The 18,479-nt window shown below is 41.4% G+C and carries 17 protein-coding genes and 1 other RNA gene; 6 read left to right on the top strand and 12 right to left on the bottom strand.

Annotation, left to right across the window (positions count from 1 at the left end):
* Nucleotides 1-59: 59 nt before the first annotated feature.
* Nucleotides 60-1,115 carry an oxidoreductase gene (locus ACH3Z1_RS09360; protein ID WP_490821663.1) on the top strand — a complete coding sequence of 352 codons (1,056 nt, stop codon included), beginning with the start codon at nt 60-62 and terminating at the stop codon, nt 1,113-1,115.
* The gene (locus ACH3Z1_RS09355; RefSeq protein ID WP_490821662.1) at nt 1,105-1,773 is read left to right on the top strand and encodes a DNA alkylation repair protein; all 669 of its coding nucleotides are present in this window, start codon (nt 1,105-1,107) and stop codon (nt 1,771-1,773) included. Before ACH3Z1_RS09360 ends, ACH3Z1_RS09355 begins: the two co-directional genes overlap by 11 nt.
* Before the next feature lie 50 nt (nt 1,774-1,823).
* Here the strand turns inward: ACH3Z1_RS09355 and fsa are convergent, their stop codons facing one another.
* The 3 genes from fsa to ACH3Z1_RS09340 all read right to left on the bottom strand — a co-directional run bounded on the left by fsa (nt 1,824) and on the right by ACH3Z1_RS09340 (nt 4,175).
* Nucleotides 1,824-2,474 (bottom strand): fructose-6-phosphate aldolase, encoded by a 651-nt coding sequence (fsa, locus tag ACH3Z1_RS09350; protein ID WP_490821661.1) that lies wholly within the window; start codon nt 2,472-2,474, stop codon nt 1,824-1,826.
* A 54-nt stretch (nt 2,475-2,528) separates the two neighbouring features.
* Nucleotides 2,529-2,628, bottom strand: an RNA gene (gene ffs, locus ACH3Z1_RS09345) — signal recognition particle sRNA small type.
* Nucleotides 2,629-2,891: 263 nt separating this feature from the next.
* Nucleotides 2,892-4,175 carry a type IX secretion system plug protein gene (locus ACH3Z1_RS09340; RefSeq protein ID WP_490821660.1) on the bottom strand — a complete coding sequence of 428 codons (1,284 nt, stop codon included), beginning with the start codon at nt 4,173-4,175 and terminating at the stop codon, nt 2,892-2,894.
* A gap of 110 nt (nt 4,176-4,285) precedes the next feature.
* On the opposite strand from ACH3Z1_RS09340, the gene ACH3Z1_RS09335 reads away from it, so the two are divergent.
* The gene (locus ACH3Z1_RS09335; protein ID WP_490821659.1) at nt 4,286-5,518 is read left to right on the top strand and encodes an ABC transporter permease; all 1,233 of its coding nucleotides are present in this window, start codon (nt 4,286-4,288) and stop codon (nt 5,516-5,518) included.
* A gap of 1 nt (nt 5,519) precedes the next feature.
* Here ACH3Z1_RS09335 and ACH3Z1_RS09330 read toward each other — a convergent pair whose 3' ends face one another.
* Nucleotides 5,520-6,248 carry an RNA methyltransferase gene (locus ACH3Z1_RS09330; RefSeq protein WP_490821658.1) on the bottom strand — a complete coding sequence of 243 codons (729 nt, stop codon included), beginning with the start codon at nt 6,246-6,248 and terminating at the stop codon, nt 5,520-5,522.
* 5 nt (nt 6,249-6,253) lie between these two features.
* On the opposite strand from ACH3Z1_RS09330, the gene ACH3Z1_RS09325 reads away from it, so the two are divergent.
* Nucleotides 6,254-8,644, top strand: coding sequence for a BamA/TamA family outer membrane protein (locus ACH3Z1_RS09325; protein WP_490821657.1), 2,391 nt, complete (start codon nt 6,254-6,256; stop codon nt 8,642-8,644).
* Here ACH3Z1_RS09325 and truB read toward each other — a convergent pair.
* Both truB and proS read right to left on the bottom strand, forming a co-directional pair.
* Entirely contained in the window at nt 8,633-9,349 is a 717-nt protein-coding gene (gene truB / locus ACH3Z1_RS09320) for a tRNA pseudouridine(55) synthase TruB (protein WP_490821656.1), read from the bottom strand. The genes ACH3Z1_RS09325 and truB overlap by 12 nt on opposite strands.
* Before the next feature lie 34 nt (nt 9,350-9,383).
* The gene (gene proS / locus ACH3Z1_RS09315; protein ID WP_490821655.1) at nt 9,384-10,862 is read right to left on the bottom strand and encodes a proline--tRNA ligase; all 1,479 of its coding nucleotides are present in this window, start codon (nt 10,860-10,862) and stop codon (nt 9,384-9,386) included.
* A 137-nt stretch (nt 10,863-10,999) separates the two neighbouring features.
* On the opposite strand from proS, the gene ACH3Z1_RS09310 reads away from it, so the two are divergent.
* Both ACH3Z1_RS09310 and ACH3Z1_RS09305 read left to right on the top strand, forming a co-directional pair.
* Entirely contained in the window at nt 11,000-11,773 is a 774-nt protein-coding gene (locus ACH3Z1_RS09310; protein WP_490821654.1) for a hypothetical protein, read from the top strand.
* Nucleotides 11,774-11,851: 78 nt separating this feature from the next.
* Nucleotides 11,852-13,381 (top strand): OmpP1/FadL family transporter, encoded by a 1,530-nt coding sequence (locus ACH3Z1_RS09305; RefSeq protein ID WP_490821653.1) that lies wholly within the window; start codon nt 11,852-11,854, stop codon nt 13,379-13,381.
* Nucleotides 13,382-13,386: 5 nt separating this feature from the next.
* Here the strand turns inward: ACH3Z1_RS09305 and miaA are convergent, their stop codons facing one another.
* The 6 genes from miaA to ACH3Z1_RS09275 all read right to left on the bottom strand — a co-directional run bounded on the left by miaA (nt 13,387) and on the right by ACH3Z1_RS09275 (nt 18,420).
* Nucleotides 13,387-14,298, bottom strand: a complete 912-nt coding sequence (gene miaA / locus ACH3Z1_RS09300) for a tRNA (adenosine(37)-N6)-dimethylallyltransferase MiaA (protein WP_490821652.1) — start codon at nt 14,296-14,298, stop codon at nt 13,387-13,389.
* A gap of 60 nt (nt 14,299-14,358) precedes the next feature.
* Nucleotides 14,359-14,922: an IS1096 element passenger TnpR family protein gene (locus ACH3Z1_RS09295; RefSeq protein ID WP_490821651.1), complete on the bottom strand. Its 564-nt coding sequence runs from the start codon at nt 14,920-14,922 to the stop codon at nt 14,359-14,361.
* A 69-nt stretch (nt 14,923-14,991) separates the two neighbouring features.
* On the bottom strand, nt 14,992-16,410 hold the full coding sequence (locus tag ACH3Z1_RS09290; RefSeq protein ID WP_490821650.1) for a CCA tRNA nucleotidyltransferase: 1,419 nt from the start codon (nt 16,408-16,410) through the stop codon (nt 14,992-14,994).
* Between the two features lie 28 nt (nt 16,411-16,438).
* Nucleotides 16,439-17,437, bottom strand: a complete 999-nt coding sequence (locus ACH3Z1_RS09285; RefSeq protein WP_490821649.1) for a glycosyltransferase family 9 protein — start codon at nt 17,435-17,437, stop codon at nt 16,439-16,441.
* 39 nt (nt 17,438-17,476) lie between these two features.
* On the bottom strand, nt 17,477-17,692 hold the full coding sequence (locus tag ACH3Z1_RS09280; protein ID WP_490821648.1) for a hypothetical protein: 216 nt from the start codon (nt 17,690-17,692) through the stop codon (nt 17,477-17,479).
* A gap of 155 nt (nt 17,693-17,847) precedes the next feature.
* Nucleotides 17,848-18,420: an L-threonylcarbamoyladenylate synthase gene (locus tag ACH3Z1_RS09275; protein ID WP_490821647.1), complete on the bottom strand. Its 573-nt coding sequence runs from the start codon at nt 18,418-18,420 to the stop codon at nt 17,848-17,850.
* Nucleotides 18,421-18,479 lie beyond the last annotated feature (59 nt).

The raw sequence follows: 18,479 nt of genomic DNA, 5'->3' as shown, positions 1-18,479 counted from the left end.
AAAAAACCTGCTCTTTGAAGCAGGTTTTTTATTTTTAAAGAGCATCGTAAACTAATCTTATGCAAACCATCAAAACTGCTTTATTGTCTTTTGGTCTTTCAGGCAAAGTCTTTCATGCACCCTTTATTCACCTGCATCCTGGCTTTGAACTTAAAGCCATCTGGGAAAGAACAAGATCTGAATCAACTGCTATATATCCATATGTGCATATTGCCAGAACAATGGAAGAATTACTGGATGATGAAAGCATTGATCTCATCGTTGTAAATACTCCAACCGGAACCCATTTTGATTACGCAAAAAAAGTGTTGGGGGCCAATAAACATGTTATAGTGGAGAAGGCATTTACCACTACCGTAGATGAAGCCATCGAACTGGATCGTTTGGCAACGGAAAAGAACAGGCTATTATCTGTTTTCCAGAATCGCCGGTGGGACAGTGATTTTCAGACCGTTCAAAAAGTAATCAGCGATGGCTTATTAGGGCCCGTGCATGAAGCTGAATTTCATTTCGACCGGTATAAAGAAGAACTGAGTCCGAAACTGCATAAAGAAACAGCAGCTCCTGGAGCAGGTTTATTATATGATCTTGGTCCACATTTAATTGACCAGGCCATATGTCTGTTTGGTATGCCTGACGCTGTGTTTGCTGATATACGAACCTTACGTCGCGATTCGAAGGTTGACGATTATATTGACCTCCTTTTGTACTACCCTTCTATCAGAGTACGATTAAAATCGAGTCTGTTGATAAAAGAGCCCATCCCTTCTTTTATTGTTCATGGTTTAAATGGTTCCTTTATTAAATCAAGAGCAGATATACAGGAAGCTGTATTGCTGGCTGGACAAAAACCCGGCCAACCGAACTGGGGTGAAGAACCAGTTTCGGAAATGGGTCTATTGAATACAAAGATCAACGGTATTGAAGAGCGGAAAAAAATACCAACCATCGCCGGCAATTACGGTCATTATTATGCCCGTATATACGATGCACTTACAGGAAAAGGCAATAATCCTGTTTCGGCCAAAGATGGCATACGCGTTATGCAGATACTGGAGGCCGCCAGAAAAAGTAATACAGAAAAAAGACTGATTGAGCTAACACATGTTGCATAAATATCTTTTACCGCTACAGGAAGCTTTTGAGCGGGAAGCTGACCCGGAACAGGCCTCAAAAGCAAAAGCATACTTACTCAACCAATTTGAGCATTATGGTATTACAACACCTGTAAGAAGATCACTTTGTAAGATGTATTTTAATGATCACAGGCTTACAGATCTTAACGAGTTAACAGCCATCACTAAAGCATGTTTTCAACACCCTTATCGCGAATTCCACCATGCAGGTATTGAACTCTATGCTTTTCATAAAAAACTATGGAACAAAAAAAGCATTGCAACCATCGAATTTGGACTGCTTCACCAAAGCTGGTGGGATTCGGTTGATACCATTGCGAGCGACTGGATACATCCCTATTTCAAACTTTATCCCGAACAGATACAACCGGTAACACAAAAATGGAATCTTTCTTCAAACATATGGCTGCAAAGAAGCAGCATTATGTTTCAGAAATTCAGAAAAAAAGATACAGATACTTTGCTGCTGTCAAAGTATATCAACCATTGCAGCAACTCAAAAGAATTTTTTATTCAGAAAGCCATTGGATGGGCCCTGCGGGAATACGGAAAGACAAATCCGGACTGGGTTAAAAAATTTGTCGCCAGGCATACACTTGCTCCTCTGAGTAAAAGAGAAGCATTGAAAAATCTGTAAAAAAAACCGGATCATATGATCCGGCTTCTCTATTTCACTCAAAAAGATGATTACATTTTTTTAGCGTCTTCCAGGAACTTGGCCAGTCCGATATCAGTCAAAGGATGTTTTAACAGACCCAGGATTGAATCGAGTGGGCAGGTACAAACATCTGCTCCGAGTTCTGCCGCTTTGGTGATGTGCAATGCACTGCGGATAGAAGCTGCAAGGATTTCTGTTTTGAATCCCTGGATATCATAAATATGACGGATCTGACCAATCAGTTCCATACCATCCCAACCACTATCGTCAATACGACCGATAAAAGGAGATACATAGGTGGCGCCAGCTTTTGCAGCCAGTATGGCCTGTCCGGCAGAAAATACCAGTGTACAGTTGGTACGAATACCATTATCGGTGAACCACTTGATGGCTTTTACACCATCTTTAATCATCGGAACTTTTACAACGATATTGGGGTGGATGGCTGCCAGTTTTTTTCCTTCTTCTACCATCGTGGCAAAATCGGTTGATAATACTTCAGCACTTACATCTCCATCTACGAGTTCGCAAATGGTTTTGTAGTGGTTAGCAATGGCTTCCTCACCTTTTACGCCTTCTTTGGCCATCAGTGATGGATTGGTGGTTACACCATCCAGGATACCTAAATCGTTGGCTTCTTTGATTTGTGCGAGATTACCGGTGTCGATAAAAAATTTCATAGTATATAAAATTAAAATCCCCTTTGTCTTCCCTTCAGGGGAGAAAGGGGAAAAAAATGGCAGGCTACTCACATCGCACCGCTACAACCGCTTATCCTTGCTGCATTCCTGCCCTGGGGAGGTTCAGCAGGAGCTGGTCGTGTAAGACCTGCCGGTGCAAAAGTAAGGGTTGACACTTATTTTCCCTAATTTTTTGCTTTATTGAACCGGCATTTCACCATTTAACCCTGTGAGTGTAAATATATTAGCCGCCAATTCGCATATTTTAATCCCCCTGAAAATTAATCGACCCCTCTTCTCCCCTTCTCTTTGTTAAAAAATGTCTCGCGTTGAACATGCACACAAATTTGCTGAACGGATTTAACAAAGAGAAAGGGAGAAGTGGAGTTTAGCGGAGTTGTTTGTTATATATGAGGTTTAAAATCCGCTACCGAAATTTCTTGAATTCAACCTGGTAATACCCACCAGTTCATCATGTCGGCTGCTAAGTGGTCGGAAATAAAATAATATCAGGTATTCATTTTCTGTTTCCCAATAATTACCTTCCGTTAATGCGGGATCTGATTTTGTTGTGACCCGGTTTTTATCTTTTGTTACATAGTTATAACTGTAATAACCCTGTTTCAGAAAAAGTGTTTTTTTATAGATCCCCTTTTCAGTATCAAACTCCATTAATGAACTATCGCCCGCCTGGTTACCCGTAAATTCTCCCGTAATAAACACATCTTTTCCCGCAAATGGTTTTGCATTGGGTGGCATTAACATAAAATCTACAAAAGCATAATCGCCCTGCCACCAGGGATTGATGGATTCTGTGGTACTGATTTCATTCCATCCGTTCCTGTCGTTAAAAAAAGCATAACGCGTGTCGTTTCTTACCAGATCGGGTTTGATATAGATATGATTGGGTTGTGTGTTTTTATCAATCCGGTCGATCCGGTCGCTTGAAAAACGAAAGCTCCGAAGATCGGCCCAACGGTATTCTTTACCTGCCGGGAACAATGCATCCTGTTCACCATTATACTCCAGCATATTGTTGCGAATAAAAGCAGGTTGTAATCCTGTTGCTGCATCATCCCATCTGTTGTTCTGGATAATAACAAGTTTGGTCTGCTGCTGTGGACTCATCACATTCAGGTCTTTTGTAGCCACTGTTACCTGTAATTTCTGATGGGTGCGTATAAGACTGTTATTAAATGGTTGAGATAGTCTTGCCCCGATTCCTACTTTATCATCAACTACCATAATACGTTTGGTAAAAGCCAGCTTGGATGTATCTCCATCCAGGAACACTTTTAACAGATAATTGCCGCTCTTGGTAGGTACCGCACTTCGTTCAGGCAAAAGAGTCTGGTAATGTATATAACGGGTGAGTGCAATAGACGACATGCGGTATTGTGATAACCGATTCTGTACAAAACCACGGATATAATCAAAGGGATTCAATAAAGCTGGTGACCAGTCGGCATTGCACAATTGGTAGGTATAAAAGAAGTTCCGGGGATAGGCTGCCATATCATCAAAATGCAGCTCCAGTTGATCGGTACTGCCCAGCCTGATCAGCGGTATCGACTGCTGGTCATTCTGCTGAAACAGCTTTACTGTTCTGATACCTTCCATGTAAACACGATCGGGTTGTCGTTGTGCCACCGCATCATGCAGGAATAAAACAAATGACAATATAAAAAGACGACCATTCATAGCTCTTGAATAAGGTTCAACTGAATACAAGATAATACAATACAGAAACACCGACGTTATTAGTTCCGATCATTCATGCGCAGTTCGTATTTTTACCAAAATCATGCCATTTGGGACTTTCCTTCGACATAGCTAAAAGAATTGCCTTTAACCATCAACATTCTTTTTCGCGCTTTATCATTCGCCTGTCCATTGCAGCCACCACACTTAGTGTAATGGCCATGATTGTTACACTGGCTTTTGTAAACGGATTTCAACAAACTGTTTCAGGTAAAGTTTTCAGTTTCTGGGGACATATAAGGGTACAGAAATATGAAGCGGGCAAATCGCTAATTGCCGAGGAAACGCCCTTAACCATGGATAGTGCCATCCGGAAAACCATCAGCATACAGCCCGGCGTGATCAGGGTGCAGAATTTTGCTACCAAGTCGGCCGTAATAGAAAACAAAAATGAGATTGAAGGTGTATTGATAAAAGGGATTGACGCGGGTTACGACAGCAGCACACTCAAACCATTTATGCAAAGTGGTAGCTGGATCAATTTTGCAGACAGTGGTTACAGTAAAGAGATCATCCTTTCAAAAGCACTGGCCAGCCAATTGAATATTGCAGTAAATGATACCGTTAAAGTACATTTTGTTTCTTCCATCGATGATAGCCGCACCTATCGAAAGCTACTTGTAAAAGGTATTTATAAAACCGGCATTGAAGAGTATGATAAACTTTTCATTATGGGCGACCTCAGACTGATCAGGAGAATCAATGATTGGAGAGATGACCAGAGCGGTGGTTATGAAATTTTTGTGGATGATTATAAACAGATGGACAGCATCAGTAAAATGCTATCTGCAACCCTACCTGTTGAATGGATGAGCAGAACCATTCGTGAAGTGTACCCCAACATTTTCGACTGGCTCGATATACAGGACGTGAACAGGGATGTAATTTTTATTGTGATGTCGGCAGTAGCCATCATCAACCTCATCACCTGTTTACTCATCCTCATTCTGGAAAGAACAAGAATGATTGGTGTATTAAAAGCGCTGGGTGCCAGCAACTGGACCATCCAGAAAATATTTCTTTACCATGCGTCGGTCATTACCGTTACAGGTATTGGTCTGGGAGCATTCCTGGGAATAGGTATTTGCTTTCTGCAACAGCTTACCGGTTTTATCAGTCTGGACGAAGCTTCTTATTATGTATCGCAGGCCCCTATGGAAATCATCTGGTGGCAGGTGCTTGCAGTGATCGCAGGAACAGCAATGGTTTGTTATGCTGCACTATTACTGCCTTCCATTTTAGTAAGAAAAATAAGTCCGGTAAAAGCCATCCAATTCAGGTAGATCAGCTTTTCGGCGATCTTAGTTGTGAAAGAAGTATGCCAGTGGCCACGGCAGCATTCAGCGATTCGGCCTTCCCTATTCTGGGTATGGTGATGGCATGACTGATGAATGGAAGGATTGTTTCGCGGATACCTTTTGATTCATTGCCGATCACTAATATTCCTTCTTTGGGTGAAGCAGTCGTATACATGGATATTCCATTCAACAAGGCTCCGTATACCGGCACTTCTTTTTGTGCCAATACCGTTTCCAGATCGCGGTACCATATTTTAACACGCAGGAAACTGCCCATGGTTGACTGTATCACTTTGGGATTATACAGTTCTACGGTATCCTTACTGGCAATAATCTGGTCTATCCCAAACCAGTCTGCAATGCGTATGATAGTACCCAGGTTCCCGGGGTCCTGTATACCATCTAATACCAGTGTAAAATGATTTTTCAGTTCAGGTTCACGACCCGGCTCCTGCTGCTCTGCGATCAGCAGCACCTGGTTGGGGGTTTGTAATGTGCTGATTTTCCCCAGTTCAAGAGCGGAAATCCGGGTGATGGGGACATTCGTACGAGGTGCTTCCCACTCCTCTACAGCGTAGATACTTTTTACCGGGTACCCCGATTCCAATAATTCACCTGCCAGTTTTACTCCTTCTGCCAGGAATAGCCGTTCAGCCGACCTTTGTTTTTTCTGGCATAAAGATTGGATATATTTGAGCTCATTCTTGCTTAACATCTACTATGCGTTTGATCGGAAAAAGAGGTTCACTGGCATTTATTATAACAGCTTTTCTGTTTACAGGTCTTTTCAGCTCCTGTTCTCAACAGCAACGTATCAAAGTGATCAATTATCCCGAAAACAGACCATTTGTTTACAGTAATAAGATCAATATCCTCGACACGCTTCCCAAAGATGAGAAAAAACGACTAATAACCGAACTACAGAATTATTGGGAAGATAGTCTTCAGGTCAGAACCGTTCAGAAATATCTGGGGCTTCTTCGAAACAGGCTTATTAACCCACCTGTATTCGATAGCAGTAATCTTGGGCGCTCCATCAACTTTATGAATGCTTACCTGAATAGTCAGGGATATTTTTATAGTGGGTTAAAAGATTCTGTCTCAATTGACACTGTTAAAACACAACTACGAGCCAATGTGTTTATGAATATCACCGTTGGGAAAAACATCAGTATCGATTCTGTTTCTTATGATTTTTCAGATTCAACATTACAGTCACTCGTATTAACCAATACCTCAGAAAGTTTTTTAAAAAAAGGAAAGCCTTATACAAAGCAGATTATCAGTGATGAGCTCGACAGGCTTACGAATTTATTCCGTCAGAACGGATACTATAATTTCAACAGAGACGATCTGATTGCTGTGGTTGACACACTGGATACCAAATTATTACCCCTCACGCTTGACCCTTTTAGACAGGCAGAAATTATTGCACAGTCGGCCAAAAGAAGGAGAGATAATCCAACATGGGATATAAACCTAACGCACAGACCCATATTCGACTCAAGCAAGCTTCGTCAGTTTAGTATGGGAAATATTTACTATTATCCTGAAACGGGAATAGCAGATATTCCTGACAGTGTGATCCGCAGGAAAGATTTTAAAACAGACACATTCCGGAGTGGTATTATGAAGTACAACAAAGGATTGTTTCGTTTCAGACCTATGCGTGAACATACTTACCTGAGCAGAGGTCAGAAATACAATGAGGCCGATTATTATAAAACTATCAACAGGCTTGGTCAGCTTGGCGCATGGCAACAGGCCGATGCCATTTTGCGTGTACGCGACAATGATACACTTGATATGCATATTCTTTTGGTACCTGCCATCAAACAAACACTGGCAGCAGAACTGGAAGGAAGCAGAAATTCGGGGGATGTAATTGCAGGTAACACATTGGGTATTTCAACCAATCTCAGTTATACCAATAGAAACAGGTGGCGACAGGCTGTTCAACAACAGTCTGTAGTAAGAGCCGGTGTGGAACTAAATCTTCTGAGCCAGGACAACCCTCTTTTACAAACCTTTTTATTGAGTGGAAGTCATACTTATATATTACCACGCATTCTTACCCCTTTTGGCAACTGGCGCTCGCTGCGTAACCTTGAGAATAAGAAAACCTTATTCACACTGAGCAGTTCCTATATAGACCGAAAAAGTTATTATAACATCACTTCTTTTACAGCCAGTATTGGATACGAATGGCGTAAACCCGTTAAAAACGGGGATCATGTATGGTTGTATAAACCACTGAATGTTGAATTGTATGGTATTAAAAGATTACCTGGTCTCGACAGCCTCATTAAAAACAATCCTTTTTTACAGGCATCGTTTAACGAAGGCAATATTGTAAGTCAGAGTTTATCTTTTATCAGAACCACCATTAGTCCTAAAAACAGGAACAAAAGTCATTACCTGCGAATTGGTATTGAAGAAGCAGGCGGCTTATTTGGCTTACTGCCTGGTTTAAAAAACAATATTTATCGTTATATTAAAACAGAAGCAGAATACAGACAGAGAGTACAGTATCTTAAATCAGAACTGGCCTATCGGGCATTTGCAGGGTTCGGGTATAATTACAGTAACGATCCAACCATCGGCAGAACACTCCCATTCTTTAAACAATTTATTGTCGGAGGGCCTTACAGTATGCGTGCATGGGGATTGCGCCAGTTAGGTTTAGGAAGTTCTGTTTTTAGTGATACAGTAATCAGCAGCTACCGCGACCGTTTTGGTGATATGCAACTGGAAACAAATATTGAATACCGTTTTCAGCTCGCATCGCTTGGTTCTTTCAAAATAGGCAGTGCTGTATTTGCTGATATCGGTAATATCTGGAATTTGAAAAGAAATGCACAGGATCCTGAATCGAGATTTTCGATCAGCAATCTCGGCAGAGATCTTGCCATTGGTATTGGTACAGGTTTACGATTCGATTTTTCTTATTTCCTTATACGTTTCGATGTAGCATATCGTGTTAAAGACCCCGCAAGAAGTGCCAATGGCGGATGGATGAGCTTGAAAGATTTTGTGTGGTCCGAAACAAGAGCAAATGGGTTGAAAGTAAAAAATGTAGCCCTGCAATTTGGTATCGGCTTACCCTTCTGATGATCCGGTTTTCAATGCATCAATTGTTTTTTCAAAAGACACAAGATCGTCGGCATCTGTTACTTCGAATACCCCAATACGTGTTCTGCGTAAGCTGCTCATATAACCGCCTACACCTAAGGCTGCACCAAAATCATGTGCCAGACTCCTGATATAGGTTCCGGTTGAACATACAACTCTGAAATGCACGACAGGTAATTCAATTTTTTCAATTACAAAAGAATGAATGGTCACAGGACGTGGCTCCAGCTTTACTTCCAGACCTTTCCGTGCTGCCAGATAAACAGGTTTGCCATCTTTTTTAATGGCTGAATGTGCTGGCGGAACCTGCATAATCGGACCTGTAAACTGTAAAGTGGCTGCATGAATTTGCTCATCTGTTAAATATGCGTAATCCCTTATATTTTCAGGAGTTGACTCGAGATCGTAAGTAGCGGTGGTAGCTCCCAATGTAAAAGTACCTGTGTACTCTTTTTCCATACCCATATACTCATTGATCTTTTTGGTGAATTTACCGGTACATACAATGAGCAATCCAGTTGCCAGTGGATCGAGTGTTCCAGCATGACCTACTTTGGATATCCTTGTAAGAATACGCACTTTTTTGACCACATCAAAAGAAGTCCAGTTGATGGGTTTATCCAATAAAATCACTTTCCCGTCGAGATAAGGTTGTAAGGTGGGATGTATTTCTTTTTGCTTCATGAAAGCTGCTCGGGTCTAGTTAAATGCTATTAATTTAATATGCCCTCGCAAATAATACCCGTTGTACAGATGGTTTACCTGTTAAGATACAAGTACCTTCTTCCGGTGTATTATTCAAAGGAATACAACGAATGGTTGCTTTGGTCAATTCTTTGATTTTCTCTTCAGTTTCTGCGGTTCCATCCCAATGTGCAGCAATAAAGCCACCCTTACCATCGAGTAATTCCACAAATTCATCCCAGCTATTGGCCGGCGTAATATGTTCGTCTCTAAATTGTTTTGCCTTGTTATAAATATTCTGCTGAATATCTTCGAGTAACTGTTTGATATGTGTTGAAAGACCATCAAGTGATACAGTATTTTTTTCTTTGGTATCTCTTCTGGCTACTTCTGCCACATTGTTTTCCAGATCACGTAAGCCCAAAGCTATACGAACAGGTACCCCTTTCATTTCATATTCTGCAAATTTCCATCCGGGTCGGGTATTGTCATTGTCGTCATACTTCACAGTAACACCCAATGCTTTCAGTTCGGCCATTAACTGGCGAGCACGTTCATCTATTCTCGCTTTCTGTTCTTCACCTTTATAAATAGGCACAATTACTACCTGTATAGGGGCAATTCTTGGAGGTAATATCAATCCATCATCATCGCTGTGTGCCATTACCAGTGCCCCAATCAATCTGGTGCTCACCCCCCAACTGGTAGCCCATACATATTCGAGCTTGTTGTTTTTATCACTGAATTTTACATCGAATGCTTTGGCAAAATTCTGACCCAGGAAATGTGATGTTCCTGCCTGTAATGCTTTCCCATCCTGCATCATGGCTTCAATACAATAGGTATCTTCTGCACCTGCAAAACGTTCATTGGGTGTTTTTACACCTTTAATAACTGGTACAGCCATCCAGTTCTCTACAAAATCGGCATATACATCCAGCATTTTTACTGTTTCTTCAATCGCTTCATCTTTGGTTGCATGTGCGGTGTGACCTTCCTGCCATAAAAACTCTGCTGTACGCAAAAACAAACGTGTACGCATTTCCCAGCGAACCACATTGGCCCACTGGTTTACAAGGATGGGCAGGTCGCGATACGATTGTATCCAGCCTTTATATGTATTCCAGATAATGGCTTCGCTTGTTGGACGTACTACCAGTTCTTCTTCAAGCCTGGCTTCCGGATCTACAATAAGCTTTCCCTTATTGTTGGGATCCGTTTTTAACCGATAATGCGTTACCACTGCACATTCCTTGGCAAAACCTTCGGCATTCTTCTCTTCAGCTTCAAACAGACTCTTAGGTATGAATAAAGGGAAATAAGCGTTCTGGTGCCCTGTTTCCTTAAACATACGGTCCAATACATCGCGCATATTCTCCCAAAGGGCAAAACCATATGGCTTGATAACCATACAACCACGAACGGCACTATAGTCGGCCAGACTTCCTTTTAAAACAAGGTCATTATACCATTGTGAATAGTCCTGCTCCCGGGAAGTGATTTCCTTACTCATAAAATATTATAATTCTCTTAACAAAATACATTGCTTACAGATGTTAGTTGGCAAACTAATTGCCGCAAATCATATGAAGCTTACAACAGCGCAAATGTATGTAACTTCACATTATATAACCTTGTCAATCCTCAGTTATGAAAACAACATTACTCAGCTCATTACTCACCATCGGACTATTGTCCGGCTGCTCAACGGCTTACCAGTCGGGGCAAACACCGGATGATGTTTATTATTCACCAGCCCGTGAAGGCGTGAGCAGAAGAGAAGAAGACAAGGCCAAAGAACAGCAGGAGCGTTATGAAGAATACATCAGTAGTCAAGACGATCGTTACCTCCGTATGAAAGTGGCCAACAGAAACCGCTGGTCTGGTATTGATGATTTTGATTACTGGTACAATAGCCGTTACGATTTCAACTGCATCAACCCATACAATAACTGGAACACATATACATGGAATAATCCATGGAATCTCGGATTAGGTTATGGGGGATGGAGACCACAGTTAGGTCTGGGTTATGGCTGGGGCTGGAATAATCCTATGTATACGGTAATTGTATATGCTTCTCCTAAATTTTATACCGGCAGTACATCGGGTAGCAATCTGGCTGCTTACAGAAATACCAAAGGTTTTAACAATAATAATCAGGGGTATTACAATCCTAAAACCGGCTCCTTTGTAAATACCGGTGGTAACAATAACAGTTTTGGCAACCTGCTGAAAAGAGTATTTACTGGGGGAAGTAATGGTTCTTCATCAGGAACTTCAGTTGACAGACCTGTAAGAAGCTTCACTAATACCAGTTCAGGCTCAACCGCTACACCAAGCAGTAATGCAGGTGGAAACAGTGGAGGGGTTAAAAGTACAGGAAGCAGCTCCAGCTCTGGAAGAGGTGGCAGAGGCAATTAATCCATATTTCGTTGGAAGCATCAATAACAGCAAGGTGCAAAGCACCATTACTAAACCTATACCCAAACGCATTGTAATATGAAATCATATCTACCCTTTATCGCCCTACTGATTACCTTCTCTGCTACAGCACAAAACCCGGATTATTCTCTAAGAATGGCCTGGTTCAATCAAAATGGTTCTGCTAGAAACGTTGCTACAGGTGGCGTAATGGGATCATTAGGCGGAGAAATTACCGCTAACCACGTAAACCCTGCAGGTCTGGGTTTGTTTAAAACCAATGAATTTGTTTTATCACCCGGTTTCTTATTCAACAATAACAAATTCAAGTACCGTGGTTCAGATACACTCAACAATAAAAACAATTTTGGCTACGGAGCATCGGGTCTTATCCTGAGTAGTAATTACAAGAAAAACAGAAAATGGACCAGCAGTGCTTTCGCCATTTCTGTTAACCAGTTAGCGAGTTACAATAACAGGATACAGTTCAAAGGTTTTAATAACATGAGTTCTTTCTCCGAACAATACCTCGAAGAACTTACACGAGATCTGGCCGATACCAATGCCGCATTAAGCAATTATATTTTTGGTTCTTCTCTTGCATTCAGAACATTCTTAATTGACACCGCCAACAATGCTTCCGGTAATTTTATCGGTTACCAAAGTCTTGTTCCCATTTCAACAGGCGTGAACCAACATTACGATGCCACTACCCGTGGAGGTTACCATGAAATAGCATTGGGAGTGGCGGGTAACATGGAAGACAAATTATATGTGGGTGGTAGTCTTACCATTCCTGTTATCTCTTACACGAGGGATTTGGTATACAGGGAAACCGATGCTACCAATGATCCGAATAACCAGTTCAGTTATTTTGAATTCAAAGAAAATTTCACTTCCCGTGGCGTGGGTTTGGGTGCTAAAATTGGTACCATTTATAAACCCAAAGATTACTGGCGTATTGGCTTTGCCATTCATACACCACAGTTTATCAGTTTTAAAGATCGGGTACGTGCATCGATGACAGCCAATACAGAAACCTATGCAGGCTTACGTTCAGAGAAAAGCGACAACCTGAACAGCGGCAATCCGGGTAACAGCAATTACAGTCTTATTACTCCATGGCGTGCTATAGTGAGTGCCAGTTATGTATTCAGAGAAATTAAAGATACCCGCAGACAAAGGGCTTTTATCAGTGCCGATCTTGAGTATGTAAACTATCGTGGATCAAGATTTTCTGCGGAAGATGAAAATGACCAGGCGCTGGTGAGTTATTATAATATGCTGAACAGTGTGATCAAAGACACGTATAAAGGCAATATCAATTTCCGTTTAGGCGGTGAACTGAAATTTCACACCGTTATGTTCCGTCTGGGTGGTGCTTATTATGGAAGTCCATATAAAGACAGTGAATTAAAAGCACATCGTATTATGGCTACTGGCGGATTGGGTTACCGAAATAAAGGTATTTTTATCGACCTCGGCTATGCACACGCATTTAATCGCGATGTTCAGTTTGCTTACAGATTGAATGACAAACCCAACACTTTTGCAGAACAAACCGGATCAAGAGGAAATCTGATGTTGACTTTTGGTTTCAAGTTCTGACATCATTATAACTGATATAACTGAAGAACAGCTTTGATCTGCTCTTCCATCTTTTCAACAGCATTCACCCAATGAATGCTGTTGTCTTTTTTAAACCATGTCATCTGTCGTTTGGCGTATTGGCGTGTATGTTGTTTAATCAATTCCACTGCCCTGTTCAAATCTGTTTTCCCTTCCATATACTCAAATATTTCCTGGTAACCTACTGTTTGCAGGGCATTCAGGTGACGGAATGAAAACAGGCTTTTCACTTCTTCCAATAATCCCGACTGCATCATGATATCTACTCTTTGATTGATGCGCTCATTCAACAATGCTCTTGGCATTTCAAGCCCTATCTTAATGATATGAAATGATCGCTCTGCTTTTTTTCCTGCCCGGAATAAGCTGATCGATTTTCCGGTGGCTTCTACAAATTCCAGCGCACGCATCAGCCGTTGCGGATTATGTTGTTCAGCAGTTTGCCAGAAAACGGGATCTTTTTGCTGCACCTGTTCCTGTAACCATAGTAACCCGTTTTTTTTATACGCATGAATAATTTCTTCCCTGATGACAGTTGGAATGGATGGCATTTCATCTATGCCTTCACAGAATGCTTTTATATAAAGCCCTGTGCCGCCGGTCATGATAACAACCGGGTGAGCAGCAAATAGTGCTTCTATCTTGGCCAATGCAAATTGTTCAAAAACACCAGCATTTACATCTTCCTGTATAGAATGAGAAGCTATAAAATGATGTGGTGCAGCCGCTAATTCTTCCGGTGAAGGTCTGGCTACACCAATATTCATCTCGCGATAACATTGTCTGGAATCGGCTGAAATAATTGCTGTATTGAACTGTTGTGCCAATTGTATAGCTACGGCCGTTTTACCGACTGCAGTGGGACCGGCTATAATTATAACGGTGCGTGAAGACAAAATAAAATATTGAACATTTTCATAACTCCACATTTAATCCGGAGTTATGAAAAGAAATGATTAAAATTCTTCTTCGTTGGTTTCTTCCGTTTCAGTATCGTCTGCGTCTGTTTCTCCCTCTTCTCCTTCTTCACCGAAACCATCTGCAGCTTCAGTCAGATCGTATTTCTCTTCTATATCCGCAAACTTATCGCCCAGTAAACTCTTGGTGCCATATTGTTGCGGGCCGATACCTTCTACCCTTGATACAGCAGGGTAATTGAGTTTGGCATTCTCTTCCTTACTTACATTGATGAGTTCTACCAGGAATACCCAGTTTTTGGCAAAATCATAGAGGTATACAAATTTCTGGTTGGTATCCCTGATCTCGCTCCCTATGGTAGTATCAGCCATCAATAATGGTTCTGCCACATAGGTCTTGTCGTATTTTTCAAAACTGATTTCACGGCCACGCTGCCAGTTATCGTTGCTACGGAAAAATGTGGCCTGGTGTTTCTGATCGAACTCATATGCTTTCAGAATGGCAAAATGCAGATCGATAAAATGCTGTGTGTGTTTGATAACAATATCACGGTAAACCGCATCGTCTTCTTCCAGGTAAATCCGAAATTTTAAAACCGCCATTCTGTATGCTTATACTTTTATTGATCAATAAGATAGTATCTGGTACTATCCGGAACGCTAAAATACAATTTATTCTACCGCCTGCAAGTTCAGTTCTGCCCCTTTCTCGAGCATAAATGCCCTTGCCGCCCCATATTCATTCGGGATAATGCCATCCAGGATCGCCTCCCTTATGGCATCTTTGATAATGCCTACCTGCCGTCCGGGGGTTAACCCAAATGTCTGCATAATGACTTCTCCCGTAATCGGTGGCTGCCAGTTCCTGATCCTATCGGCATCTTCCACTTCAGCCAATCGTTGTTTTACCAGCTCAAAATTTTGCAGGTATCTTTTTACTTTGGATTTGTTTTTGCTGGTTATATCAGCCGAACACAATAGCATCAGCGCATCAATATCTTCACCCGCATCAAACAACAAACGGCGGATAGCGCTGTCGGTAATATTTTCTTTTGTAAGACTTATCGGGCGCAAATGCAGCAATACCAGCTTTTGCACCTGTTTCATCTTTTCATTTAGTGGTAATTTCAGTTTGGCAAATATTTTTGGAACCATTCTCGCCCCTACTACTTCATGCCCATGAAAAGTCCAGCCATGCCCCTCTTCAAAACGTTTGGTAGCCGGTTTACCAATATCATGCAGTAAAGCTGCCCACCGTAACCAGAGATCATCTGTATGTTCTGCAATATTATCAAGTACCTGGAGGGTATGGTAGAAATTATCTTTATGCCCTATTCCATCAATATAAGCCGCCCCATATAACTCAACCATCTGGGGGAATATCTTCTGTAACAATTTTGTTCTGAATAAAAGGTCCCATCCAACAGATGGCTTTTTACACAACATTATTTTATTCAGTTCATCGGTAATACGTTCCTGCGAAACAATACTGATTCGGTGTACATTGCTTTCAATAGCAGCCAGTGTTTCTGGAACTATGGTATAATTGAGTTGTGACGCAAAACGAATGGCCCTCATCATTCGCAATGGATCATCGCTAAAAGTCTGCGAAGGCTCCAACGGTGTTACAATGATCTTATCGTCAAGCGCCTGTCTGCCATTGAAGGGATCGATCAATGTTCCATAATCAGCAGCATTCAAACTAATAGCCAATGCATTGATCGTAAAATCACGTCGGTTCTGGTCGTCTTCAATTGTGCCGGGTAACACATCTGGTTTACGGCTATTATCGGTATAACTCTCTTTTCTTGCACCAACAAATTCTATCTCGAGATCATCAATTTTTATTTGCGCCGTGCCAAATGTTTTAAAATAAGAAACATGTGGTTTGGGTTTGAAATACCCGGCTACTGCATGAGCCAGGGCAATACCATCTCCAATACAAACAATATCGATATCTTTTGTTGCACGCCCTATCAGTTTATCGCGCACAAAACCACCAATGAGATAGCAGGGCAGGTTGAGTGATGCCGCTGCTTTGGCAATGGTTTCAAAAATATGGGATTCCTTATCGGTACAAACAATATCCATGTGCTGCAAATGTAATTCCTTTCCTGTTTTAAGTGGTTGGAAGTGTTTCCAGCAATTGTTCCACCCGAATCTGCATGGCACAATTGAAATGTGTCTGCGGACATTGTGCATGCCCATGAAATCCACAGGGTCTGCAATCTAACGCCACTGGTGCTTCCACCATAAATGACTGATCGGAAAGTGGGCCATATCCAAATGCTGGTATGGTAGAGCAGTACACGGCAGTTACCGGTGCATTTACCGCAGATGCAAAATGCATGGGTGCTGAATCATTCACATAATTCATTACCGCTTTTTTCATCAATGCAGCCGATGCTAAAAACGAAAGTTCACCGGCAAGATTTATTACTTCCCGATTACATTGGTCTTTTATGGATTTGCACAGCGATTTGTCTCCCGGTGCCCCCAATAAATAGATCCTGTATTTTGCTGGCAATTGCCTGATTAAGGTTATCCAGCGTTCTGCAGGATATTGTTTGGTAAACCAGACAGAAGCAGGTGCAATACAGATATATGGCTGGGTTTGATAAACAGCTACCTGTTCTTCATCTGATTTTGAAGGATATAACCTGGGTTTGGCAGCCTGTTCATCCGTAATAGAACGAATCAGTGCATGGTTTCTTTGTATTTCATGCACAGCATCTCCTTCACCTGAAAAATCATGCTTGATGACCTCTGTAAACAAAAAACTCAGTGGATTTTTATCAAACCCGATGGTCTTTTTTGCTGCTGAGAAAGCTGTTAAAAAACCAGTAGCCGTATAACGCTGCACATTGACTACTATATCGTATTTCTTTTTCCGGATGGAAAAAAGGAGTTGGAGTAAATGTTTGTATTTGTTTTTCCTTTTATCCCAAATATGAATAGTTTCCAAAAAAGGATGTGCTGTAAATAAACCTTCATTACCTTTCCTTACTACCATGTCGATAACGGCATCGGGAAAATGCTGGTGTATTTTTTCCAATAATCCTGTTGCGAGTACAACATCGCCAATAAAAGCAGTTTGAATAACCAGGATACGCTGCATCTAACAAAACTACTATAAAGCTTTCTTTTTGAAATAAGACTATTCATATTCCAGCTCATTGCTGAAAAATTCCCAGTCGAAGAGTAAGAAACTACCGGAAAGATGTTTGAGTATATTTTTTCTGTTGCGGGAAGAAAGTGTACGTCTTACTGGCTTATTTGAGCTGATGGCATGACGATCCAGCCCCAGGTTGAGGATAGCCTTTAAAAAAGGCTGCATTTTATCATTTGGTACATCCAGGATTACGCGTGCCATTGCAGTTCTTTTCTTACTTTAAGTTTGCATTTAATTACAACAAATACAACTATAAGTTCAACAAAATTCCTGCCACATCGTATCAAATAAGGTCTAATTAGCTCAACTACAAGTAATTAACAGAAAAATCGATTTTCGCACAGGGTTATGCACAATTATGGGCGTATAATGGTCAGAACACCATTTTTATCCCATTTTATCACGGAGGAGGGTTTATAGTAGTTTTCATCGGCCTGCCTGTACCTTACCACATAATCTACCCCTTCCTTAATCAGGGGATCAATGTCCTGGAACGATTGAGGCGCAGGATAGCCCGAAATATTGGCGGAGGTACTTACCAATGGCTTTCTGAACCTTTTAATGAGGTGCTTACAAAAATGGTCTGTTGTAATGCGGATACCTGCTGACCCATCTTCACCCAGCAAAGCATCGGCCAGCCCAATGGCTCCGTCATAAATAACGGTGATAGGGCCCGATACTCCTTTTACATAATCAAACACCTGTAAATCGGGTTGTGTTACATATTGAAGAATATCTCTTTCATCAGCTACCAATACAATCATGGCTTTATGAGCAGACCTTTGTTTGAGCTGAAATATTTTTTCAACGGCATCGGGGTTTGTTGCATCACAGCCTATTCCCCAGATGGTATCGGTGGGATAGAGAATCAGACCGCCTTTCTCCAGTGTTTCCAGGCAGGCATCAATATCGCTTTGAAATGGAAGCATCGCAGTTGCAATGTACAAATTGTAGCGAATATGCTGCCGATCATACAACCTTTGTCATG

This window comes from Sediminibacterium sp. FW305-C-49 (genome assembly GCF_058231085.1).
This window is presented reverse-complemented; position numbering and strand designations above follow the sequence as displayed.